At 42.9% G+C, this 23,153-nt stretch carries 26 protein-coding genes and 1 other annotated feature; of the genes, 5 read left to right on the top strand and 21 right to left on the bottom strand.

All coding sequences use genetic code 11. From position 1 onward, the window contains the following. The first annotated feature begins 40 nt into the window (after positions 1-40). Positions 41-1,419, top strand: a protein-coding gene (locus FC15_RS08940; RefSeq protein ID WP_157051235.1) for an IS3 family transposase whose coding sequence is annotated in 2 segments (ribosomal slippage) — positions 41-530 and positions 530-1,419 — 1,380 coding nt in all. Because the reading frame shifts where the segments join, the coding sequence is not laid out codon by codon here. Positions 1,420-1,563: 144 nt separating this feature from the next. On the opposite strand, the gene rplL is transcribed toward FC15_RS08940, so the two are convergent. From rplL to FC15_RS01520, 15 genes are all read right to left on the bottom strand, one after another. Continuing rightward, positions 1,564-1,932, bottom strand: a complete 369-nt coding sequence (gene rplL / locus FC15_RS01585) for a 50S ribosomal protein L7/L12 (RefSeq protein WP_057823261.1) — start codon at positions 1,930-1,932, stop codon at positions 1,564-1,566. A 38-nt stretch (positions 1,933-1,970) separates the two neighbouring features. Then, entirely contained in the window at positions 1,971-2,474 is a 504-nt protein-coding gene (gene rplJ, locus FC15_RS01580) for a 50S ribosomal protein L10 (protein ID WP_057823259.1), read from the bottom strand. Between the two features lie 37 nt (positions 2,475-2,511). After that, positions 2,512-2,630, bottom strand: a sequence feature (ribosomal protein L10 leader region). A 91-nt stretch (positions 2,631-2,721) separates the two neighbouring features. After that, positions 2,722-3,411 (bottom strand): 50S ribosomal protein L1, encoded by a 690-nt coding sequence (rplA, locus tag FC15_RS01575; protein ID WP_057823257.1) that lies wholly within the window; start codon positions 3,409-3,411, stop codon positions 2,722-2,724. An 86-nt stretch (positions 3,412-3,497) separates the two neighbouring features. Continuing rightward, complete coding sequence (rplK, locus tag FC15_RS01570; protein ID WP_057823255.1) at positions 3,498-3,923, bottom strand: 50S ribosomal protein L11; 426 nt, start codon at positions 3,921-3,923, stop codon at positions 3,498-3,500. Between the two features lie 118 nt (positions 3,924-4,041). Beyond that, entirely contained in the window at positions 4,042-4,590 is a 549-nt protein-coding gene (gene nusG, locus FC15_RS01565) for a transcription termination/antitermination protein NusG (RefSeq protein WP_057823253.1), read from the bottom strand. A gap of 110 nt (positions 4,591-4,700) precedes the next feature. After that, positions 4,701-4,886 carry a preprotein translocase subunit SecE gene (secE, locus tag FC15_RS01560; RefSeq protein ID WP_057823251.1) on the bottom strand — a complete coding sequence of 62 codons (186 nt, stop codon included), beginning with the start codon at positions 4,884-4,886 and terminating at the stop codon, positions 4,701-4,703. Positions 4,887-4,947: 61 nt separating this feature from the next. Next, positions 4,948-5,097: a 50S ribosomal protein L33 gene (rpmG, locus tag FC15_RS08935; RefSeq protein ID WP_083479038.1), complete on the bottom strand. Its 150-nt coding sequence runs from the start codon at positions 5,095-5,097 to the stop codon at positions 4,948-4,950. Between the two features lie 140 nt (positions 5,098-5,237). Beyond that, positions 5,238-5,849 (bottom strand): sigma-70 RNA polymerase sigma factor region 4 domain-containing protein, encoded by a 612-nt coding sequence (locus tag FC15_RS01555; protein WP_057823249.1) that lies wholly within the window; start codon positions 5,847-5,849, stop codon positions 5,238-5,240. Positions 5,850-5,972: 123 nt separating this feature from the next. Beyond that, entirely contained in the window at positions 5,973-6,869 is an 897-nt protein-coding gene (rlmB, locus tag FC15_RS01550) for a 23S rRNA (guanosine(2251)-2'-O)-methyltransferase RlmB (protein ID WP_083479039.1), read from the bottom strand. A 34-nt stretch (positions 6,870-6,903) separates the two neighbouring features. Then, positions 6,904-7,314, bottom strand: coding sequence for a Mini-ribonuclease 3 (locus FC15_RS01545; protein WP_057823247.1), 411 nt, complete (start codon positions 7,312-7,314; stop codon positions 6,904-6,906). Beyond that, positions 7,311-8,717, bottom strand: coding sequence for a cysteine--tRNA ligase (cysS, locus tag FC15_RS01540; protein WP_057823246.1), 1,407 nt, complete (start codon positions 8,715-8,717; stop codon positions 7,311-7,313). Before cysS ends, FC15_RS01545 begins: the two co-directional genes overlap by 4 nt. A gap of 79 nt (positions 8,718-8,796) precedes the next feature. Next, entirely contained in the window at positions 8,797-10,287 is a 1,491-nt protein-coding gene (gltX, locus tag FC15_RS01535) for a glutamate--tRNA ligase (RefSeq protein WP_057823245.1), read from the bottom strand. A gap of 144 nt (positions 10,288-10,431) precedes the next feature. Beyond that, positions 10,432-11,565 (bottom strand): PIN/TRAM domain-containing protein, encoded by a 1,134-nt coding sequence (locus FC15_RS01530; RefSeq protein ID WP_057823244.1) that lies wholly within the window; start codon positions 11,563-11,565, stop codon positions 10,432-10,434. Positions 11,566-11,650: 85 nt separating this feature from the next. Further along, a complete protein-coding gene (gene radA / locus FC15_RS01525; protein ID WP_057823243.1) occupies positions 11,651-13,039 on the bottom strand; it encodes a DNA repair protein RadA in 1,389 nt (462 codons plus the stop codon). Positions 13,040-13,063: 24 nt separating this feature from the next. Next, on the bottom strand, positions 13,064-13,603 hold the full coding sequence (locus FC15_RS01520) for a dCTP deaminase/dUTPase family protein (protein ID WP_057823241.1): 540 nt from the start codon (positions 13,601-13,603) through the stop codon (positions 13,064-13,066). 204 nt (positions 13,604-13,807) lie between these two features. Here FC15_RS01520 and FC15_RS01515 point away from each other — a divergent pair, with 204 nt between their 5' ends. Next, positions 13,808-14,656 carry an aldo/keto reductase gene (locus tag FC15_RS01515; RefSeq protein WP_057823239.1) on the top strand — a complete coding sequence of 283 codons (849 nt, stop codon included), beginning with the start codon at positions 13,808-13,810 and terminating at the stop codon, positions 14,654-14,656. Between the two features lie 96 nt (positions 14,657-14,752). Here FC15_RS01515 and FC15_RS01510 read toward each other — a convergent pair whose 3' ends face one another. From FC15_RS01510 to FC15_RS01490, 5 genes are read right to left on the bottom strand one after another with little or no spacing between them, the layout of a single operon-like run. Then, a complete protein-coding gene (locus FC15_RS01510; protein WP_057823238.1) occupies positions 14,753-15,829 on the bottom strand; it encodes an ABC transporter substrate-binding protein in 1,077 nt (358 codons plus the stop codon). After that, on the bottom strand, positions 15,826-16,662 hold the full coding sequence (locus FC15_RS01505; protein ID WP_057823237.1) for an ABC transporter permease: 837 nt from the start codon (positions 16,660-16,662) through the stop codon (positions 15,826-15,828). Before FC15_RS01505 ends, FC15_RS01510 begins: the two co-directional genes overlap by 4 nt. Beyond that, complete coding sequence (locus FC15_RS01500) at positions 16,643-17,452, bottom strand: ABC transporter permease (RefSeq protein WP_057823267.1); 810 nt, start codon at positions 17,450-17,452, stop codon at positions 16,643-16,645. The genes FC15_RS01505 and FC15_RS01500 overlap by 20 nt, the downstream gene beginning before the upstream one ends. Before the next feature lie 27 nt (positions 17,453-17,479). After that, a complete protein-coding gene (locus tag FC15_RS01495; protein WP_057823236.1) occupies positions 17,480-18,571 on the bottom strand; it encodes an ABC transporter ATP-binding protein in 1,092 nt (363 codons plus the stop codon). Between the two features lie 15 nt (positions 18,572-18,586). Beyond that, a complete protein-coding gene (locus FC15_RS01490; RefSeq protein ID WP_057823234.1) occupies positions 18,587-19,129 on the bottom strand; it encodes a helix-turn-helix domain-containing protein in 543 nt (180 codons plus the stop codon). Positions 19,130-19,455: 326 nt separating this feature from the next. Here FC15_RS01490 and FC15_RS01485 point away from each other — a divergent pair, with 326 nt between their 5' ends. Next, positions 19,456-20,472, top strand: a complete 1,017-nt coding sequence (locus tag FC15_RS01485) for a YhdH/YhfP family quinone oxidoreductase (RefSeq protein WP_057823230.1) — start codon at positions 19,456-19,458, stop codon at positions 20,470-20,472. A 124-nt stretch (positions 20,473-20,596) separates the two neighbouring features. On the opposite strand, the gene murB is transcribed toward FC15_RS01485, so the two are convergent. After that, positions 20,597-21,487, bottom strand: a complete 891-nt coding sequence (gene murB, locus FC15_RS01480) for a UDP-N-acetylmuramate dehydrogenase (RefSeq protein WP_057823228.1) — start codon at positions 21,485-21,487, stop codon at positions 20,597-20,599. A gap of 230 nt (positions 21,488-21,717) precedes the next feature. Between murB and FC15_RS01475 the strand changes: the two genes are divergently transcribed. Continuing rightward, positions 21,718-22,473, top strand: coding sequence for an exodeoxyribonuclease III (locus FC15_RS01475; protein ID WP_057823227.1), 756 nt, complete (start codon positions 21,718-21,720; stop codon positions 22,471-22,473). Positions 22,474-22,488: 15 nt separating this feature from the next. After that, positions 22,489-23,022 (top strand): 3'-5' exonuclease, encoded by a 534-nt coding sequence (locus FC15_RS01470; protein ID WP_057823225.1) that lies wholly within the window; start codon positions 22,489-22,491, stop codon positions 23,020-23,022. The last annotated feature ends 131 nt before the right edge of the window (positions 23,023-23,153 follow it).

The raw sequence follows: 23,153 nt of genomic DNA, 5'->3' as shown, positions 1-23,153 counted from the left end.
TTGACCATTTTTTGATCAATCAACATGGGTGGCTAACTTGATTATAAAATTCGCGAAAGAGTTTAAGTTTAGAGTTGTTCAAGAATATCTCAATTCTTCTGTTGGGATCGGTCAACTTGCACGCAAATACGGTATCAAGTCAGATGCGTCCATTCTTAAATGGGTTAATCAATATCAAGTATTCGGCGAAGAAGGACTTGAAGTTAGAAGACCAACATTTATTTATGATGGTTCATTCAAGGTAAATGTTTTAAAATGGTTGAAAACGAATAACGCCTCTTTATCCGAGACTGCTTTACATTTCAATATATCTGAGCCATCAACCATTTGGGCTTGGAAACGTAAACTTGAAGCAGACGGAATAGACGCGCTGTATTCAGTGAGAGGTCGGCCTAAAATTATGTCTGCAGATAAACAGGGTAAAAACAAGAAAAAGCAAACCGAGCTTGAGCGGTTACGCGAAGAAAATGAGCTACTTCAAATTGAGAATGATTATTTAAAAAAATTGAGGGCCTTGGTTCAATCACAACGAGACAAAGAGCGCAAATCATCGAAGAATTAAGGTCTAAGTACAAGCTCACAAATATTCTCAAAGTAGTTGGTATGGCCAAAAGTACTTTTATGTACGCGATTAAGGTTTCTTTGCCTACTGAAGATAAAGACGCAAGCGTCAAACAGTTGATCACTGATATTAAAAACAACGTCCCGGCTGCTGGGTATCGACAGGTAACTAATCAGCTTAAGGAGATGGGATTGTCAATTAACCATAAGCGAGTTTTAAGAATTATGCGCGAGTTAAATCTGCTTTCCTCTGCTTTCAATAAGAAAAAGAACAAATATAATTCGTATAAAGGGAAAGTTGGTACAGTCGCAGTTAACCGATATAATCGACGTTTTATGACAGATCGCCCATATCAGAAATTAACGACAGATATAACTGAAATTCGTTGGGGTAAACAAACGACTAATGAGTGTGCGTATTTCACGTGTATTTATGATTTGTTTTCAGGTGAAGTAATTAGTTATGCGATGTCATCACATCCAACTGTAGAATTCGCAGTTAATGTTTTAAAAGATGCCATCAAACAAATCCCAAAATGTTTAGGTTATCGAACTACTGTGCACTCGGATCAAGGCTTTCACTACCAAAACAAACAATGGGTAAAGGTTTTAAAAGATAATCGAATGTTTCAGAGTATGTCACGGAAAGCGACCTACCTGGATAATGCGCCAATGGAAAGCTTTTTTCACATTATGAAATCTGAAGTATATTACCAGAGAAAGTTTGATAGCTTAGAAGAAGTAGCTGATACAATAACAAGGTGGATAGAATATTATAATCATACAAGGACCAAAACAAAACTGGGTGGCAAGAGTCCGATAAATTATCGAATTCTCACCACCCAGAAAGTAGCTTAAATTTTAGTCCAATGTTTGGGGTTCAGTTCAATATTCTAATCAATTTATATCGGTTTCTATCTCATTTGTGGCACAAAAAAATCCCTTCAAATCACCGGTTAACGGCGACTCAAAGGGATACAAGAAGATTGAGATTCAATCTAATTATTTAACTGTAACTGTAGCACCAACGGCCTCAAGTTTAGCTTTGATTTCTTCAGCTTCTTCAGGTGTTACGCCTTCTTTAACGTTTGAAGGTGCTTTGTCAACTAAGCCTTTAGCATCTTTCAAGCCAAGGTCAGTGATTTCACGAACAGCCTTGATAACTTTAACTTTTTCTTGGCCAACTTCAGTTAATTCAACGTTAACTTCTGTAGGTTCTGCATCAGCAGCAGGGCCAGCAGCACCAGCAGCAGCTACAGGAGCAGCAGCTGAAACGCCAAATTCTTCTTCGATTGCTTTAACTAAATCGTTTAATTCTAGGATTGTTGCATCTTTTAATTGATCAACAATTGCTTGTGTATCTAAAGCCATGTTATTTTCCTCCAATAGAAAATTATTTGTAATTGAAATTATGCAGCTGGTTCATCTTTTGAATCTGCAACAGCCTTAACTGCATAGGCAACGTTGCGAACAGGTGCTTGTAATACAGAAAGTAACATTGATAACAAACCTTCGCGACTTGGTAATGAAGCCAATTCGTTGATTGTTGCAAGATCAGAAACCTTGCCTTCAATGATGCCACCTTTGATTTCAAGGGCGTCAACACTCTTAGCAAACTTCGAAAGTACGCGGGCAGGTGCAACAACGTCGTCATATGAAAAGGCAACAGCAGTTGGGCCAGTAAACGTATCATCTAAGCCTTCATAACCAGCTTTGTCGGCAGCACGACGTAAATAAGTATTCTTAACGACTTTTAGTTCCACACCAGCTTCACGTAATTGTTTACGTAATTCTGTTGCTTCAGCAACCGTTAAACCTAAATAATCGACAACGACAACAGCTTTGGCACGGTTGAATTTATCATAGATATCATCAACGACAACAGCTTTCTTTGCGATAATTGCTTCGCTCATTTATTTCACCTCCACTTATGATTATTTCTTCTTACCTTTTAACCAAATAAAACCTCTGTGCCCAAAGACACAGAGGTTAACTGACGTTATCATCTGGCCTCGCCAGGATATTAAGACATAAGTCACCTGAGTCTTCGGTAGAAAAAGATACTTAAATCAGAATAGCATCTAAATAAGCATTTGTCAAACTCATTCGAGTCTGATCAATCATTTCTCCAGCGTCATCTAAAACAACGCCATTGATTGCTTAAAGTGAATTTGAGTCAACAGCAAGACCAGGACCAAATGTTGAAGTCAAAGTAACGCTCTTGATGTAATTACCTTTAGCTGCAGCAGGACGTGCACGAAGAATAACTTCGTTGAAAGCCTTGAAGTTTTCAATCAACTTATCAGCATCAAAACTGATTTTGCCGATTGGGGCGTGGATCAAACCAGCCTTGTCAACACGATATGTGACTTGTCCAGCTTTAACATCGTTGATTGCCTTAGTTACATCCATCGTAACTGTACCCGTCTTAGGGTTAGGCATCAAGCCTTTAGGTCCTAAGACACGGCCTAAACGACCAACTTTAGCCATCATTGGTGGTGTTGCAACGGCAACATCAAAGTCCAACCAACCGTCTTGGATGCGTTGAACCAAGTCATCAGAGCCGACAACATCTGCGCCAGCTGCTTCAGCAGCCTTAGCTTGGTCGCCTTCAGCGAAGACAACAACGGTTTGTGACTTACCTGTACCGTTTGGTAAAACAACGGCACCACGGATTTGTTGATCTGCTTGTTTAGGATCAACAGAAAGGTTGTAAGCAACCTCAACTGTTGCGTCAAACTTTGCAAAATCAACTTTCTTTAATAATTCAACTGCCTCGGCAGCATTATATTGTTTGTTTTTATCAACTTGCTTTAATGCTTCAGTATACTTCTTGCCATGTTTTGGCATTATTTTTCCTCCTTGCAAATGTGGTCAAATGGACGTTTGGTCCTCCCACTTGATTAAACAACTTTCACTGTTTATCCGACTGTCAATTAGTCAGTGACTTCAAAGCCCATGCTTCTTGCAGTACCTTCAACCATGCGCATTGCTGCTTCAACATCAGCGGCGTTTAGGTCTTGCATTTTGGTTTCAGCGATCTGACGAACTTGATCCTTAGTGACCTTAGCAACCTTCTTCGTGTTAGGCTCACCTGAACCATGCTCTACACCTGCAGCTTTTTTGAGTAAGACAGCAGCTGGTGGTGTCTTAGTAACGAAGTCAAATGAACGATCCTCGTATACCGTAATAACAACAGGAATAATCATACCTGCTTGATCAGCAGTACGAGCATTGAAATCCTTTGTGAAGCCCATGATGTTAATCCCGGCTTGACCCAATGCTGGTCCTACTGGAGGAGCTGGTGTTGCTTTCCCTGCAGGAATTTGTAACTTAACAATGTTTGCTACTTTTTTTGCCACGAGACAAAACCTCCTTAGTCCGTGTTGTGGTTATGATGGAGATAGTAATTTCTCCTCCCACATGTATCAAAACATACTTGAACAATATAGCATACTTACAACCTAAATAGCAATAGGTTTAAACCAACTTGTCAACTTGGTCGAAATCTAATTCGGTGCTGGTCTCACGGCCGAACATATCGATGTTGACCTTTAACTTGAGTTTTTCAGGATCGACTTCGGTAATCTTACCGGTCAGGTTCGCAAACGCACCCTCAACAATTTTGATTGTTTCGCCCTCATCAAACGAGATATCACTATGACGCTTGCTGATTCCCAACTCATGAAGGATGTGTTCGATCTCGCTATCAAGCAATGGCGCAGGCTTGCTACCAGAACCATGACTACCAACGAAGCCTGTCACACCCGGCGTGTTACGAACGATAAACCATGCCTGATCGGTCATGACCATTTCGACCAGTACATAGCCAGGAAATGTTTTGTGTAACTCAGTTTTTTCTTTACCGTTTTTAACTTCTTGCTCTTCTTGTTCTGGGACGATCACACGGAAAATGTTGTTCTCCATCCCCATTGATTGCGCACGCGATTCAAGATTCGCTTTGACTTTGTTTTCATAGCCTGAATAAGTATGTAAGACATACCATTGTTTCTTGATCGATTCGACCATTTAATCTCATCCTTTTTTTGCAAAATAAAAAAACTCCGCGCATACGAAGTTTTTTCTCAATAGCTATATTCTAACAGACTCTAAGGAATAATCAAACCTAAAGTCACGTTTTACTTCAAAATAAATGTTGCCAGACCCTTATTGATCACAAAATCGCACAGCGCAAAGAATAAAGCAAATAAAATCGACGTTGAAAGAACCGTCCAGTTATCATGACGCGTTTGCTTCATTGTTGGCCAAGTTACCAATTTCATCTCATGTCCAACACTACCAAAGAATCTAAAAAGACGTTTCATCTTAAAACTCCTTATCAATACAAGCTATGAAACCCAGGTGTTACTCCTGACTGAATCAAGATTAACGAGTTTCTTTATGCAAAGTGTGTTTCCCACAGTGTTTGCAGAATTTACGAACTTCTAATCGTTCAGCTCGTTGGGCATTTTCGGTAATCGTATAATTACGCGAACCACAAACCGTACAAGCTAATGCTACTTTTTTTCCAGCCATATTCTACCACCTTAATGATTACTACTTAAGTTAGCATAATTGCGTTAAGAAATCAACGCATTCAAATAGACGCCGTAAAAAATGTTGGTCCTGATTGAACAACCAAATCAAATGCACTGACCGGATACAAGAATCTTCATTCATAGCACATCGCCATCTTGATCAAGCTGATCAGCAGATGACTGGTCCAGATGACGTTTTAACTTTTGGTGACAGCGTTCGGCCGCACGAAATAATTGTTTTTCAGTACAGCCTAACAAGCGACAAACTTCGCCAGCCTCCTTCTGTTTGACCACAACTTGAAATGCCTGCAATTCAAGGTAAGACAAGCTCGTCAAATAGCGTTCAAGATTCAACTGCTGCACAATTCCCGGTTCAGCAATAAACGGGCGCTGGAGAGTGGCTTCACTCTCTTGGATCAGCATCTCGTCTAACGAGCGACAATTCTGATTCGATATACGTTTGGTTGCCAGCTCATAGCGTAGAATATTACGCAAGTGATTGTAGAGCCTCAGTTTAAAAAACGAGCCAAACTGACAATTATGGTTCGTTTCATAAAGCAAGCAAGTCTGGTAACAAACGATTCTCGCTTCTTGCAGCCAATCCTCTCGATCGAAGTTACGCAAATAAAACTTGGACATTGCCAAATTAATCATTGGCCGATATTTATTGAGTAGTGCTTCCAGGGCAGCGGAATCACTACGTGTCTGAACAGCTCTCACTAATGTTAACTCTTCAGTATTTGAACCCATAAAAGTCACTCCTTTTATGGGCGGTTTTTGACAATTTCATTCTAACTGATTCTCAGTTTGTTTAAAAGAGAACTAGTGTTTATCTTAAGTTATTTTGCAATATATTTCTCAAACCTCACGAACTCAAGGTTCCAGCGGATGTCGTTGATCAAAAATATGATAAAGCAAAATAGAAGTTGCAACACTCGCATTCAGACTCTGAACATGTCCGATCATCGGAATTGTGACCATGCCGTCAACTTTTTTGGCAACCAGCGTTGAGATTCCTTTCCCTTCGTTACCAATCACTAAGGCAATCGGGCCACGACTATTCCACTGACGATAATCCTCGCCAGACATGGCTGTCCCAAAAATCCAGACACCTTTTTCTTTCAACTCATCGATTGTCGCAGCCAAGTTAGTGACTCGACTCACTAGAACATGTTCAAGAGCACCTGCAGCGGTCTTCGCAACAACACCGGTAATCCCAACTGCTCGCCGTTTAGGAATAATCACCCCGTGTGCACCAATTGCATCCGCGGTTCTTAAGATTGAGCCCAAATTATGCGGATCGTTCAAATTATCTAGGATCAGCAGCAACGGTTCCTCATTGGCTTCCGCGGCTTTATCCAACAGTTCCTGAATCGTGTGGTACTGATAAGGCGACAAGGTTAGTAGAATTCCTTGATGATTAGCGTCCGCGGTGAGTTGATCAAGCTTAGCTTTCGGCACCTCTTGCAGGACCAACTTTTGTGTCTCTGCGAAGTGATGCGCCTCAGTGGCAATTTCACCACGCAATCCCTTTTGTAAGAATATTTTATTGACCGTACGTGGGTCACCAGAATGGATAAATTCCAGTGCGGCATGCTTGCCATAAATAAAATCGGCTTCTTCTTGCTCTTGCGCAGGCTCAATATGACGGTCTGAATGCGTGGTATTCTGAGGTAAACGCTCGTCAGAATGGCGATCACGTTTAGATTGATGGGTCTCTTCTTGTGGCTTAAAGCTTCCAGTCCGACGTGCCGATTTCTTTTTAGTCATTGGTTTTGGACCCTTTGATGATGAAAAACGACAATCATTCATGGGCTGCTAACTTCCTTTCGACGTGGTCAATACACCATTTGGCTAATTCTTCGATGCGTTCGTTCTGATCGGTGAGCTTTAGATAACCGAATAAGGCTTCAAAACCCGTCGACATCCGATAGGTAATCACATCCGTATGTTTAGCTTTGGTATAGCTTTTCGCGTTTCGGCCACGGTGATAAACATCGAGTTCTTTACTGGTCAGTAATTCTTGCTGAGCTAAGGTATCAATCATATCTGCTTGAGCTTTTGCAGAAACAAACTGAACGGCTTGCTTCTGAAGTTGATTGGGGCGCGTAACGCCCTTCTCCAACAAGTGCATCCGAACAAAAACTTCATAGACCCCATCACCTAAATAAGCGAGTGCAATGCCATTAAGTGCGTTTGCCAGGTTTTCACTCATTGTTGACGCCACCTCGTTCCTTGTGGCGTATCTTCAAGAATCACACCTTGAGCTGCAAGCTCGTCTCGAATACGATCACTGGTCGCATAATCCTTTGCGGCTCTAGCAACGTTTCGTTGCACGATTAAATCAGCAACATCGCTGTTCAAATGATCCTCTTGGGCAAGATTGACCCCAAAAATTGACAGGAACGTTTCGAGCTGTTTGACCAAGTCGATAATGCTGTCAAGATGAACGATTTCTTCGGCCGCATAATTGTTCATTAACCTTAAGAAATCATGCAAAACGACCAGACCATTTTGAACATTGAAATCATCATCCATCGCTTCGATGAACTGCTCACGCGCCGTCGCAATAGCAGCAGTGATCTGTTGATCTACGCCGGCTATCGCATCTCGACGACGATAAAGTAAGTTTGCCCGGGCAATTTTGAACCGTTGCACTTCATTCAGTGCCTCTTCAATACCGTCTTCGGTGTATCGGATTGGGCGACGGTAATGTGTGGCAGACATGAAGAAACGAACTGCTTGGTGATCATACTTAGCTAACACCTCGTGTGCCGTCACAAAGTTTCCCAATGACTTACTCATCTTCTCGTCATCATGACCAATCGTCACGAAACCATTATGCAGCCAATAGTTGACAAATTTTTTTCCAGTATGACTCTCACTTTGAGCAATTTCATTCTCATGATGTGGAAAGGCCAAATCCTCACCACCACCATGAATATCAATGGTTTCGCCCAAATATTTGCCAGCCATTACTGAACACTCAATATGCCAACCTGGAGAGCCGGGGCCCCATGGTGAATCCCAAGCAACTTCGCCTGGCTTCTGAGCTTTCCACAAGGCAAAATCAACGGGATCTTCTTTTCTAGCCGTCTCTTCGTCGGCTGTCCGTTGACTCGCGCCAACTTCAAGTCGGTCCAAGGGCTGATGAGAGAGCTCCCCGTAATTCGTGTAACGTCGCGCACGGAAATAAACGTCGCCCTCGACCTCGTAGGCATAGCCCTTATCGATCAAGTCGCTGACAAATGCAATGATTTCTGGAATACTCTCGGTAGCGCGAGGATGGTAGGTTGCAGGTTCAATATTTAAGGCGCCAGTATCTTCGTTAAAAATTGCAATATACTTTGCAGCAACTGCGGCAACACTGATCTGTTCCGCTTCTGCAGTACGAGCTAATTTTTCACCAATATCGGTAAAATTCGAAATATAATCCACGCGATAACCGCGAAATTCCAAATAACGTCGGATGGTATCAAAGGCAACGGCACTGCGAGCATTACCTATATGGATGTAATTATAAACAGTTGGCCCACAGACATACATTTTGACGACATTAGGCTGCAATGTTTTAAAGGTCTCTTTTTGCCGGGTCATTGTGTTATAAACGCGTAACAATTGTTTCCCCTCCATGACTTGCGATAAAAAAGCTCAAGAACCGAGCTTCTCGCCGTTCTTGAGCCTATTGTATCATAAATTATGCTTTCATTTGTGCTAATGTTTCATCGATATGGTGTAACGTTTTCGTGAGTCCTAATAATTCAACAGACTCTCCGAGTTGTGGTCCGTGCATTGAACGCGTGGTTGCAATCCGGATTGGCATGTAGAGTTTGCGACCCTTGACACCCGTATCGTGTTGAACTTGCTTGACCACCTTCATGATTTGAACGGAGGTGAATTGTGATAATGACACAATGCCCGCGCGGAAAGCATTCAGAACGGTCAAGGCATCATCATCTGCTAACTCTTTCATTGCGGATTCGTCGAGTTGATCAGGCTCTTCAAAGAAGATATCAGAAAGCTCAACGATTTGAGCCGCATAACTCATCTGATCTTTGTATAAGGCAATCAATTGACGTGCCCACTCAATTTGGTTGGGTTCTGGGTTTGCCGGAATACGGCCTGCCTTGATTAACTCATACAAACTCAAGTCGGTGATCAATTCGCTGTCAGACTTCTTCACGTACTGATTATTAACCCATTCTAACTTCTTGCCATCGAAAGAAGCTGGCGAGCGGCTGAGACGCTTCTCATCAAACTCCTTGATTAATTCTTTACGTGTAAAGATCTCGTTTGTTCCAACTGGTGACCAACCCAATAATGCGATGAAATTAAACATCGCGTCTGGCAAGTAACCCAATTCACGATATTGTTCGATGAATTGAAGCACACTTTCATCACGTTTGCTTAATTTCTTACCCGTTTCAGTGTTGATGATCAGCGTCATGTGACCGAATACTGGTGGCGTCCAACCAAATGCCTCGTAGATCATCAATTGTTTTGGCGTGTTGGCAATGTGATCATCACCACGCAAAACATGGCTGATTTTCATCATATGATCATCCACGACAACCGCAAAGTTATACGTTGGCATGCCATCGCGTTTCTGAATCACGAAGTCCCCACCAACACTCTCGGAATCAAAACTAATCTGACCTTTGACTAAATCTTTGAATTTGTAAGTATGATTTTCTGGAACATGGAAACGAATCACAGGTTCGAGTCCTTTAGCCTTGGCTTCAGCAATCTTAGCAGCTTTCTCTTCAGCATTCATGCCTGCGTATTCATAAACGTAATGAGGCATCTCACTGTTAGCGCGTTGTTGCTCGCGTTCTGCTTCGAGCTCCTCTTCCGTCTTATAAGATTCGTAAGCCTTACCCTCATCGAGCAATTGTTGAATCAAAGGACGATAAATTGCCATCCGTTCAGATTGACGGTATGGACCATAATCACCGCCAAGATCAGGGCCTTCATCCCAATCCATGCCGAGCCATTTCAGATTCTCGAGCTGGCTTTGTTCGCCACCTTCGATGTTACGTTTCGTATCAGTATCCTCAATACGAATAATAAATTTACCCTTATTGTGACGTGCGAACAGATAATTGAATAGCGCTGTCCGAGCGTTACCAATGTGGAGATGACCTGTGGGACTTGGTGCGTAACGAACCCGAATCTCTTCATTTGCCATGTTACAAAAACTCCCTTATTTATCAAAAATATCAAATACTAGTGTAACGATTTTACATTCATAAAACAAGAGGGACCCCTCAAAAGGTTTCACTCGTGTGTTTCATCGCCACTTGCGATACCTCAAATTGAGTCTCCCCTGAGTTTACTTCTTATTCTTCGAACTACTACTTCCAGTAATCCCATGAGTAGCATGTTGTGGCTTGGCAAAAATCATTCGGCCTGCCGCGGTTTGAAGTGCACTCGTCACAATGACTTTGAGTGTCTTGTTGAGATAGTACTGACCATCCTCAACAACCACCATTGTCCCATCTTCGAGATACGCAACCCCCTGTTGACGCTCTGTGCCTGTTTTGACGACCGTAACTTCCATGGCCTCGCCAGGTAATACTGCAGGTTTCATCGAATTTGCCAATTGATTAATATTTAAAACTGGCACATTCTGGAATTCCGAAACCTTATTCAGATTGTAATCATTCGTGACAACAACGCCATCAATCAACTTTGCAAGCTTGATCAACTTCGAATCAACTTCCGTCATATCTTCGAAGTCACCATCATAATTTTCAATCTTGACTTCTGGATCACTCTTCATATCATTCAAGATATCTAAACCTCGACGACCACGTGCCCGTTTCAAGCTATCGGCGGAATCGGAGATCAATTGTAGTTCATGAACAACAAAGTCTGGCACTAACAAGACACCCTCAACAAATCCAGTCTTCACGATCTCATGAATCCGTCCGTCGATAATCACGCTCGTGTCTAAAATCTTATACTTGCGAAAATTATCATCCGTTTTCTGATCATAAATCAGGTTCTCAATATCGTTTCCCCGACGACTCTTGAACAGCTTTCGCCAATCATCAGTCTGTGTGACTCCGATGCGGAACCCAAGGTAACCTAGAAAGATCATTAAAAAGACGGGTAGTACCGTACTGACTAAGAAGAAATTAATTCGGTACAATGGAATAGCAATCACATTGGCTAAGATGAGACCCACTAACAAGAATAACGATCCAAATAAGATCTTGGAAGGATTGATTGTGAGCAGCTGCTTCTCAGTTTTTCGAATAAAGGCAAGAATCGGATCGATGAAGATGAATGACAGCAAATAAAAAATCAATGCGCCAATAATGGCATTGGTCACCCCGTTATTTAGCCAACCAACCTGACTAATGCGAAAAAGCTCCCATAAGAAAGGTAGCACCGAATAACCAATAGCTAACCCAATGACCACGAATAAAGCTCGTCCAACTAACCGACGTCCTCTTTTCATTTTTTCACCCCCCTTCAAAGTTCTTTTGTTTAAAAGCTAAGCTTCAATAGCCCTCATGACCAGTCAGCACACCATCCGTACGGTGTTACTTATCCGTTTTAAAAACACGCTTAATCGCTTCGCTGATCGTCGTTAAGCCAACAACTGTCAATCCCTTGGGAATCTTTAATCCAGCAAGATTATTCTTGGGAATAAATGCGCGCTTGAAACCGAGCTTAGTTGCCTCTGCTAATCGCTGCTCGATTCGATTGACTCGCCGAATTTCACCCGTTAAGCCAATTTCACCGATGAAGCAATCATCCGGTGCGATTTCCCAATCCCGATAACTCGAAGCGATCGCCAACGCAGTTGCCAAGTCGATAGCGGGTTCATTTAACTTAACGCCGCCCGTTGCTTTTAGGTAAGCATCTTGATTCTGCAACATCAGATTCGCACGCTTTTCCAAAACCGCCATCAATAGCGCAACTTTATTGTGATCAATCCCTGTTGAAGTTCGCTTGGCATTTCCGAACATTGTTGGCGCCAGCAACGCCTGAATCTCAACTAAAATTGGCCGTGTGCCTTCCATCGAAACCACCACTGCAGAGCCAGTTGAACCAGCCAGACGTTCCTCCAAAAAGATTTCAGAAGGATTGGCGACCTCGTGTAACCCATCCGTTCGCATTTCAAAAATACCAATTTCATTGGTCGACCCAAACCGATTTTTGACCGAGCGCAGAATGCGATAACTATGATGAGTATCACCTTCAAAATATAGGACGGTATCTACCATATGCTCGAGCATTTTAGGACCCGCAATTGCACCATCTTTAGTCACATGGCCAACCAAAAAAATGGTCCGCTGTTCGTTCTTCGCGATTTTCATCAATTCTGCAGTGACTTCACGGATCTGTGAAACACTGCCAACGACTGAATTTAGTTCAGGTTCATTCATCGTTTGGACCGAATCGACAATAATATATTTGGGATCAAGGTCAGTAATCGTTTGTCTGATGACCGCCATGTTGGTTTCCGGATATAAGTATAGCTTAGCACCTTTCACCCCTAAACGCGACGCTCTAAGCTTAATTTGTGAGGCGCTTTCTTCCCCGGAAATGTACAAAACCTTCTCATGTGTTGCTTGTAACTGCCCAGAAACCTGCAATAATAAAGTCGACTTTCCAATTCCCGGATCACCACCAATTAAGATCAGCGAGCCCGGTACAATACCACCGCCCAAAACACGATTCAGTTCTTCGAGATCCGTTTTGACTCGGGGTTCCGGTTTCATATCGACTTGACTCAATAGCTCTGGTTGATGCTGCTGACTATCCTGCCGACGACTTGGTGTCGCCTTATAACTCAAGGTGCGTGTCGGTTCAACAAGTTCTTCGACCATTTGATTCCACGCCCCACAATTCGGACAACGTCCAAAGTGTGTCGGCGAAGTATAGCCGCAGTTTTGGCAGACATATTGTGTTTTAACTTTTGCCAAGTAAAAAACGCTCCTTTAATCGCACTACTTTCCTGATGACCCAAAACCGCCTTGGCGAACTTGAGTCGTCGGTTGATCTTGATCGGTTACCAAATTCTTCATGAAAATACCTTGGCCGATTCGTTCACCCTTTTTGATCAATTGATCTCTTGGTCCCAGATTGACTAATTGAAAGAAAATCTCGCCTTCATTACTTTCATTATTATAATAATCAGCATCCACAACACCCACGCCATTCGGCAAGACTAAAAAACGTTTCAGCGGACTGCTAGACCGATTCATCAACAGCAAAACTTCATCGGGTGCCATCTTGGCCTTAATTCCCGTCGGTACCAACAAGGGACGTAGTGCAGACTCTGCCTTCATAAAATCGCGGCTCATCAATTCGTGTTCATTGTTAATTTTGCGAAACAATTTCACGAAATTTAATTTCCAAATTGATGGTAACACAAAATCCTCCGCTGCAGAAAAATCATAACCTGCCGCATTCGTTGTTTGTCGTTGAGGCAAAACAATGCCCTGTCCCTGATACTTTGAAACAACTTCAAAACCCCTCGTTACCATATCCGTAAATCATCCTTTTTTTATTTTAATCATACCTTATTGCCGCTAATAATTCGCCCCCCAACCCAAGAATAAAAACAATTTTTAATCTCAGCAGTTCCTCCTCACGCAAAATTCATCTGAGCCAAAAAAAGGAATCCGCTTACTCAACATGTTACGCTAAAGCTAGCATTTGATGAACGAAAAGTGAGAAAGGAGCATTTTATGTCAACACTTTTTGATACTTATACCCTTGAGAATGGTTTGAAAATCCCGGTTATGGGGCTCGGAACAGCTGGGATGTCAGACGAAGTTGCGGCCAAGTCCGTTGAAACTGCGATTCGAATTGGCTATCGTCTTTTTGATACCGCTGCTGATTACCATAACGAAATTGGTGTAGGTCGAGGCGTATTAAGCGCAGGTTTGGCGCGTGAGGATGTCTTCATCACGTCTAAATTATCCAATGATGTCCGCGGTTACGATGCAACGATTGAAGCCGTCGATCAAAGCATCGACAACTTAGAATGTGATTACCTCGATCTTTTCTTGATGCACTGGCCGAAGCCTATTGCGTTTCGTGATAATTGGGAACACGCCAACGCCGAATCGTGGCGAGCGATGGAAGACCTCTATCGCGATGGCCGACTGAAAGCGATTGGTGTTTCTAATTTCCAAGTAAATCATTTACAAGCACTTGCGAGAACACAAAAAATTACACCAATGATCAACCAACTTTTCTTAGCACCAGGTGAATTACAAGAAGAAGTCGTTGATTATTGTCGCGACCACAATATTATTCCAGAAGCCTACAGCCCACTTGGTGCTGGGAAAATCACCAAAGTCGATGCCCTCAAGAAGATTGCTGCGGCTCACAATAAAACTGTTGCTCAAGTCGCGCTACGTTGGTCGTTGGTCCACAACTTCATTCCAATCCCCAAAACAAAACACGAGGCGCGAATGAGAGAGAACGCCGATATTTTTGATTTCAAATTGACCCCAGCTGAAATAGACATCATCGATCAACTCGACGGTGTCGTGGGTAAAGCAACCGATCCAGATAGTTTGACCGTTTAAGAATCGCATAGAAAAAGTCGCAGAAAAAATCTGCGACTTTTTTTGTGGCAATCTACCTTCCAAACGGGCCTCGAACCCATCTTGATGGACAGATTATTATTGACGATACATCTTGAACTTCAAAAACAAATCGTTGTACTCTTCGACTTTGGTTTGCCCAAGATCTTGATAAACTTCCAATTTATCAATGGTGCTTGCAGGCGGATAAAATTGCTTATCCTGACGAATTGCGGCCGGTAAAATCTTCATCCCGGCCTCATTAGGCGTCGCATAACCAACATATTCTGCGTTTTGTGCGGCATTTTTCGGATCAAGCATAAAATTAAGAAAGGCATAGGCTGCCTTGATATTTTTAGCGGTCTTAGGAATCACAATGTTATCAAACCAAAGATTACTGCCCTCACTTGGCACCACGTAATGTAGGTGTGAGTTGGCATCCAGCATCTCGCTAGCTTCACCGGACCAGGTGACGGCAATTGGCGCCTCATTTTGAATCATATAAAGCTTGATTTCATCCGCAAGAACTGCTTTAACATTGCCAGAAAGTTGATTCAACTTTTCCTGTGCAGCAACCATTTCTTTCAGATTCGTCGAGTTGACAGAATGCCCTTGCGAGATCAACGAGAGTCCCATAATATCACGAGCAGAATCAACCAGCATGATCTGGTCCTTCCACTTAGGATTCCATAAGTCATCCCAATGCTGCATCTCCGAAGCCTTCACTTCTTGATCGTTATAGATAATTCCCAGCGTTCCCCAGAAATAAGGTACTGAATAACGATTATGAGGATCGAAACTCTTGTTCAAAAAGTCCTTGGACAAGTATTTGAAATTCGATAACTTTTTCGTCTGGATTGGCACCAATAAATTCGCTTTGCGCATTTTTTCAATCATATAATCGCTGGGAACAGCAAGATCATAGGCAGTTCCACCTTGCTGGATCTTCGTGAACATGGCTTCATTACTATCGAAAGTCTCGTATTGAACGTGGTAACCCGTTTGTTTTTCAAATTTGGTAATGAGCTTAGGATCGATGTAATCTCCCCAGTTATACAAGTTCAAGGTGTTCTGAGTGGTGACAGCGCCTTGACTCTGCGACAAATGATAACTTCCGAACCACAGGATCCCACAGAGGGCTAGAATCATTAATGAAAGTGAGAGTAACTTTTTCATGGTAACATGACCCCCTCGTTCTGGGTTTCATTCTGGTGATGCTTGCGCTTTTGACGGCGAGTGCGCGAATATTGATCGATGAAATAATAGCCAACTACCAAAATCAATGCGAAGACAAACATCACCGCGGATAAGGCATTGATTTCAAGGCTAATCCCCTGGCGAGCGCGCGAGTATATCTCAACCGCTAACGTGGCGAATCCATTCCCAGTGACGAAGAAAGTGACCGCGAAATCATCCAGTGAATACGTGAATGCCATGAAAAATCCTGAGAAAATTCCAGGTGTAATAAACGGAATGATGACGCGTGAGAAGGTCTGCCAACGTGTCGCACCTAAATCTTGAGCGGCATTCAGCAATGCTGGATCCAATTCGTCAACTTTTGGCAAGACGAGTAAGACCACGATTGGAATCGAAAAGGCAATATGACTGATCAAGACCGAACCAAAGCCCAAACTGATACCTAGTGACGTGAATAGAATCAAGAAGCTCGCACCAATAATGACATCTGGCGAAACCATTAACACGTTATTTAATGTGAGTAACGCCGACTTCATCTTTTTTTGCTTGCGGGCAGCAATTCCCAGTGCGCCGAAAGTTCCAACTAGAGTTGCAATGACGGAAGAAAGTAAAGCTAGTAATAACGTGTCTAATACGATGACGATCATGCGCTGATCTGCAAATAAGGCTGAATAGTGTTCCCAAGTGAATCCAGTGAACTTATTCATATCGCCGCCCTGATTGAAAGAATAAAAGATTAAATAGAAAATTGGCGCGTATAACAAGGCAAAGACAATGATCAGGTAAATCGAACTAATTCGTCTTTTCTTCATTTGGTAACACCTCCTGCCGTTTCTTTTTACGATCATTCGTCAGCATCATCATGATGAACATCATGACAATCAGGACAACACCAATCGTTGAACCCATGCCCCAATTCATTGTCGTTAAGAAATGTTCTTCAATTGCAGTGCCCAAGGTAATCACTCGGTTACCACCAATCAAGCGGGTAATCATGAACAGCGACAACGATGGAATGAAGACTGCTTGAATTCCTGCCTTAACCCCGCTAATTGTTAAGGGAAAAACCACTTTTGTAAAAGTCTGAAAATTTGTCGCACCCAGATCACGACTCGCGTTGACCAATGCAGGATCTAACTGCACGATCGCATTGTAAATTGGCAAAATCATAAATGGAATCTCGATGTAACTGGCAACGAGCAAGAAACTAAAGTCAGAGAACAGTAATTGTCTCGGCCCAATACCAATAAACGCCAAGAACTGATTGACCGTCCCCGTTCGACTCAACAAGCCAATAAACGCGTAAGTCTTGAGCAGTAAATTGATCCACGTTGGTAAAATAATTAGCAATAGCCATAATTGTTGACGTTTCATCTTACTTAAAATATAAGCCGTTGGATAACTGATCAACAACGTGACCGCCGTAATCAGCAACGCATACCAAAATGAATTCAGCGTCATCTTCAAATAAGTCCAGCTCGTCGCATAGGTTTGAAAATTCTGTAGCGTCCACTGGCCTTGATTATTAGTCAAAGATTGGTACAAAATCAAAATCAACGGTGCGATAACAAACAGGATGATCCAAGCAAGATAAGGCACCATAAAGAATGAACGTGTTTTTTTCAAGCCTTAATCCTCCTCGTATTGTTCCAGACGGGCATCGAAATCGGCTTCCTTCTCGCCAAAACGCATGACATGAATATCTTCTGGCTCAAAAGTCAACCCGATTTGCTTACCATCTTTAACCGGATTAGTCGAATGAATCAACCATTCATTACCGTCTTCGTCGTACCCGACGATTTCGAAATGATCGCCACGGAAAAGCTGAGTGTCAACCTTAACAACCAATTTCCCCTGCTCTGGCGTGGTGATATCTAGATCCTCTGGGCGTAAAACGACTTCAACTTTTTCATTTGGTCGCATGCCGGCGTCCGCACATTCAAACGATTTACCGACAAATTGGACCTCGAAATCCTTAAGCATTTTCCCAGGGAGAATATTACTTTCACCAATGAAATTCGCAACAAAGTGGTTGATTGGCTCATCGTAAATATCAACCGGCGTCCCACTCTGTAAAACTTGCCCATCATTCATGACAAAAATCTCGTCACTCATTGCCAATGCCTCTTCCTGATCATGCGTGACAAAGATAAATGTAATCTTCAGGCGTTGTTGTAATTCACGTAGTTCATACTGCATGTCTTTTCGTAGCTTCATATCCAGTGCCGACAACGGCTCGTCCAGCAACAAGACTTTTGGTTCGTTGACGATCGCCCGTGCAATCGCTACACGCTGTTGCTGACCACCAGATAATTCACTGATCTCGCGATTAGCATAATCAGGCAATTGAACGACTTTCAAGGCATTCAACACACGTTTACGAATCTCTTGCTTAGGCATCTTCTTCAATGTGAGCCCAAATGCGACGTTTTCAAAAACATCCATATGTGGGAATAAGGCGTAATTTTGGAAAACGGTATTCACCTTTCGCTGGTTGGCAGGTAGTGCGTTGATCTTGTTACCTTCAAAAACAACATCACCCTCCGTCGCATCTGTAAATCCGGCAATAATTCGTAGGATCGTCGTCTTACCAGAACCCGATGGTCCAAGTAAGGAATAGAATTTTCCCGGCTCGATCGTCATATTAATGTTCTCCAAAGCCGTAAACCCATCATCGTAACGCTTTGTAATTTTCTTTAATTCAATAATTGGTTTTTGCATGTCAACCTCCAAGGACTATAGATAAGACTCCGTTGCAACGAGCAACAATGTGACCGGCTTTGAGAACGGATTGCTGAGTTGATGTGGCTGTGTTGCTGGGAAATACAGACTCTCATGCATGCGTGCCGTTTCCTCTTGATCTCCCCAAGATAACGTGACCATGCCTTTCAGCACGTAGATAAAACTTTCTGAAGGGGAAGGTTCGAAGGACTTGAAACTTCCGCCAGGATCAATTGTCAGTAACACTGGTTCCATTTCATGCTCGTTTGATTCCGTGACTAACCAGCTTAGGTGATACCCTAAATCTGGGTCATCATACTTGACCTGATCCTGAATCTTGAAGAGGACCTGTTGCGCCGGATGCCGATCCGAAAAGAACTCCGCCAACGTTACCCCGAGTACCGTCAAAATATCGGATAACGTCTCGACGGTTGGCGAAGATTGATTATTCTCCAATTGTGAGATGTAGCCCTTTGTTAAATCCGTCCGTTCGCCTAGCTCTTCTTGCGTTAAATTCTTGAGCACACGTAACGATCTTAATTTTTGCCCAAATTCCATCCTGACACCTCCATTACCATTCGCTGATGCCACAAGTCATCATTAGCTGAAAAATTGGCACCGATTGATTTGTTCATTAAACTTTTTGTTAGTTAACTTCTTGTTTACTACATTCGTGAATCAGTATAACCTATTCGCGTCAAAGTGCCAAGACCTAGGACTAAAAAAATATCATAAATCATCGTTGATTTGTGTCCTTTGGCACCATCTAAAGAACCAATTCTGCCAACCAACAATCACAATGATTGCCGAATCAATTTAAACTTGGCATGAGGCACCAAGACCGATATAATGAAAGCGTCAACTAACTTTAGTAGGTGAAATCCATGCTTAAGAAAATTCTGCAACTCTCCTTACAAGATAATTTACCAGTAGCTAAAATCGTCAACCAAAAAATCGGCGACCTGCAACCAAACATTGTCCGCGTTCAAGTGGCCTACAGCGACATCAACTATAAAGATGCGCTCACGTTAAAACCGAACAGTGGCGTTATCCGCAACTTTCCTCGTGTGCCCGGCATTGATTTTAGCGGTTGGGTGCTTGCTTCGAACCATCCTGGCTTTCAAGTGGGTGACCAGGTTGTCGGTACGGGCTGGGATATCGGCATTGCCCTCGATGGCGGTTATCAAGAGATTGTTGATATTCCCGGTGAATTCTTACAACATCTCATTGCACCACGCTCACTTCGCGAGGCCATGATGATTGGAACCGCCGGTGTCACTGCCGCAATTGGCATTACAAAAGTGCTCGATAGCTTAGCCATGTCCGATAAAACGGCGCCTATTCTGATTACCGGTGCTACCGGGGGTGTCGGCGGCTGGCAACTGAGCATTCTTGCAAAGCTTGGTTATCGTCACTTAACTGCGGTTACGCGCCAAACCGATGTTGCCGAGACATTGACACGCATGGGTGCCACCACCATTGTCGACCCCAATCAGCTTCAACTCTCAGCAGTCAAACCTTTAGCAAAGCAAAAATACGCCGTTGTTTTTGACAATGTCGGGGGGGCCAATCTGACTCACCTTATTCCGCAAATTCAGCAAAACGGTCAATTAGTCGTCAGCGGTAACGCTGGCGGCATCAAACTTGAAACGACGATCTTACCATTTATTTTGCGTGGCATCACGATGCATGGCATCGATTCCGTTCACTATCCGACGACCAATCGTGAAGAAATCTGGCAACTTTTTGCAGATCACTTTTGGCCAGCTGCAACACAATTGCCACCTACCGAAGAGATTAGCTTTGATGAGCTGATCCCGGCACTAGAAACTTTTCCAACCGCGCCTCATCTTGGCCGCACCATCATCAAGTTTCGGAGTCGCCGACCGAGATTTAGATAAACGCAAAAAAAGTCTGAATTCAAAAAATGAATTCAGGCTTTTTCGTGTAATTATAAATGGTGGGATAAGTTCTTGAAATTCAGAGGCTGTTAACTAAATAAACGTCTCGAGCGGCTCATGGGCCTTATTTTTCACGCCCGATGATCCTAACTTCTGTCTCGAGATCGACACCGAATTTTTCTTTGATCGTGTGCTGAATCAAATGAATCAAATCAAGATAGTCTGTTGCGGTGGCATGGTTGATATTGACGATGAATCCCGCATGTTTCTTCGAAACTTGCGCACCACCAACAATTTTGCCTTGTAAACCCGCTTGTTGAATCAATGGGCCCGTATAATAACCTTCTGGACGTTTAAACACACTTCCACAGGAAGGTAAATCTAGCGGTTGCTTGGCTGCACGGGCTTGATTGTAAGCATCCATCCGTTGACGAATCAATTCGGCATCCCCCGGCTTCAGTTGAAAAGTTGCTGACAAAACCGTCAATGGCGCTTCTTGAACAATGCTGTGACGATAGGCAAAATGAATATCATCACCTTTGATCTGATGCAATTCACCTAGCTCATCGAGCACAGTGATCTCAGTGATGGCATCACTCACCTCACCACCATAGGCACCTGCATTCATGAATACGGCACCGCCAACGCTACCGGGAATACCAGCTGCAAATTCTAAGCCGCTCAAGCCATAACGATATGCAGCTTCAGAAACAGCCATCAGAGGCATTCCCGCGCTAGCAACCAATTGATTACCCTGTCGCTCAACGGCATCAATTCGAGTCAACAGAATCACTAACCCACTGATACCGCCATCACGAATAATCATGTTGCTGGCATTACCAATCACGGTCACAGGCAACTGATGAGCATGTGCTCGTTTAATCAGCTGCGCCACTTCCGCTTCATTCTTAGGGAAGGCTAGATAGTCGGCTGGCCCTCCTGTTAATGTGAAGGTGTAGTGACTCATCAAGGTATTTTCAAGTATCGGAATATTCAAATCACTAAAAATTGACATCTAATCTTCCTTTTTTTGACTATTAGTCATAAAACTTCTAAAACTAGTCTAACAAAAAATAGCACAAATAACTATCAAACCTTTCCAAAAAATCTCTTCCCCAACGAGCGCTATTTTTTAACCGAGTCATGGCGATGAACGTTTGCAGCTTTTGACACTTTGCCAAGCAAATTTGTTACAATAGGCGTAGTGTCATGCTGAGTGATATCGAAATGATAGGAGTATTGATCATGAAATTGATTTCGTGGAACGTCAACGGCTTGCGAGCTGTTCTCAAGAAAGATTTTTTAACAACATTCAAGGCGCTTGATGCGGACTTCTTCTGCCTTCAAGAAACAAAAATGCAGGCAGACCAAGTCGTTCTTGATCTGCCAGGCTACCACCAATATTTCAACTACGCCGAGCGTAAGGGTTATTCTGGGACTGCGATTTTCACAAAAGCAACGCCACTTAACGTTAGCTATGGCTTAGGAATTGAGGTCCATGATCACGAAGGCCGAGTCATTACGTTAGAATATCCGGATTTTTACCTGCTCACTTGTTACACGCCAAATTCTCAGAGCGAATTGAAGCGACTTCCCTATCGACTAGAATGGGACGAAGCTTTTCGCCATTATGTTCATGAGTTATCTCAAAAGAAGTCGGTCGTTTTCTGCGGTGATCTCAACGTGGCACACGAAGAAATCGACTTGAAAAATCCAAAAACAAATCATCATAACGCAGGGTTCTCAGATGCTGAGCGAGCAAGTTTCACGACCTTACTCAGTCAGGGCTTTACAGATTCATTCCGCTACTTACATCCAGATCAAACCGATGCCTATTCTTGGTGGAGCTATCGATTCCACGCGCGTGAACATAATGCGGGTTGGCGAATTGACTACTTCGTCGTCAGCGATGATCTACAGTCAAAAATCCAAGATGCCACCATTCTCGCAGACATTTACGGATCTGATCACTGCCCTGTTGAGTTAGATCTTTCAATTTAGGAGTTGTTTTTTGAAATGAATTTTATTGCAATAGATTTTGAGACCGCCAATAGCAAACCCGATAGCGCCTGTTCACTAGCAATCGTGGCCGTCCGTCACGATCAGATTGTGAACAATTTTTACACCTTGATCAATCCACAAAGTGACTTCAACATTTGGAACACACGAATCAATGGCTTAAATCGTGCAAAAGTCGCAACCGCACCAACATTTGATCAAGTTTGGCAGCATATTTCTACACTCTTTTCAATGGATCAACTGGTTGCGGCACACAATGCAAAGTTTGACATCAAGGTTCTCCAACAAACGTTACTGAAATATGAGATCGAACCACCTCATTTCTTAGCAGTTGACACGGTCAAAACGAGTCGCCGACTATATCCCGAATTACCAAATCACAAATTAGATACGGTTTCTAGATACTTACAGATTGAACTAAACAATCATCATAATGCGCTCGCAGACAGCTATGCCTGCGCAAACATCTTGTTAGCTCAAGAACAGCAATTTGGACAAGAGACGCTCAAGAAACTAGTGACCATGGTTTAACAAAGAAATCCAAACGAAAAACACACCTGAGTTTACGCCTAATTGAATTTCCACAAATCGGAAGTTGTTCAATTAGGGATAAAATTCAGGTGTGTTTTAATCTGTTCTTCGATGATGTCACTCATCTTGAG

Source organism: Lapidilactobacillus concavus DSM 17758, assembly GCF_001435835.1.
Lineage (GTDB): Bacteria > Bacillota > Bacilli > Lactobacillales > Lactobacillaceae > Lapidilactobacillus > Lapidilactobacillus concavus.
Note: the sequence above shows the minus strand (reverse complement) of the source record. Positions and strands in the feature narration are given on the sequence as shown.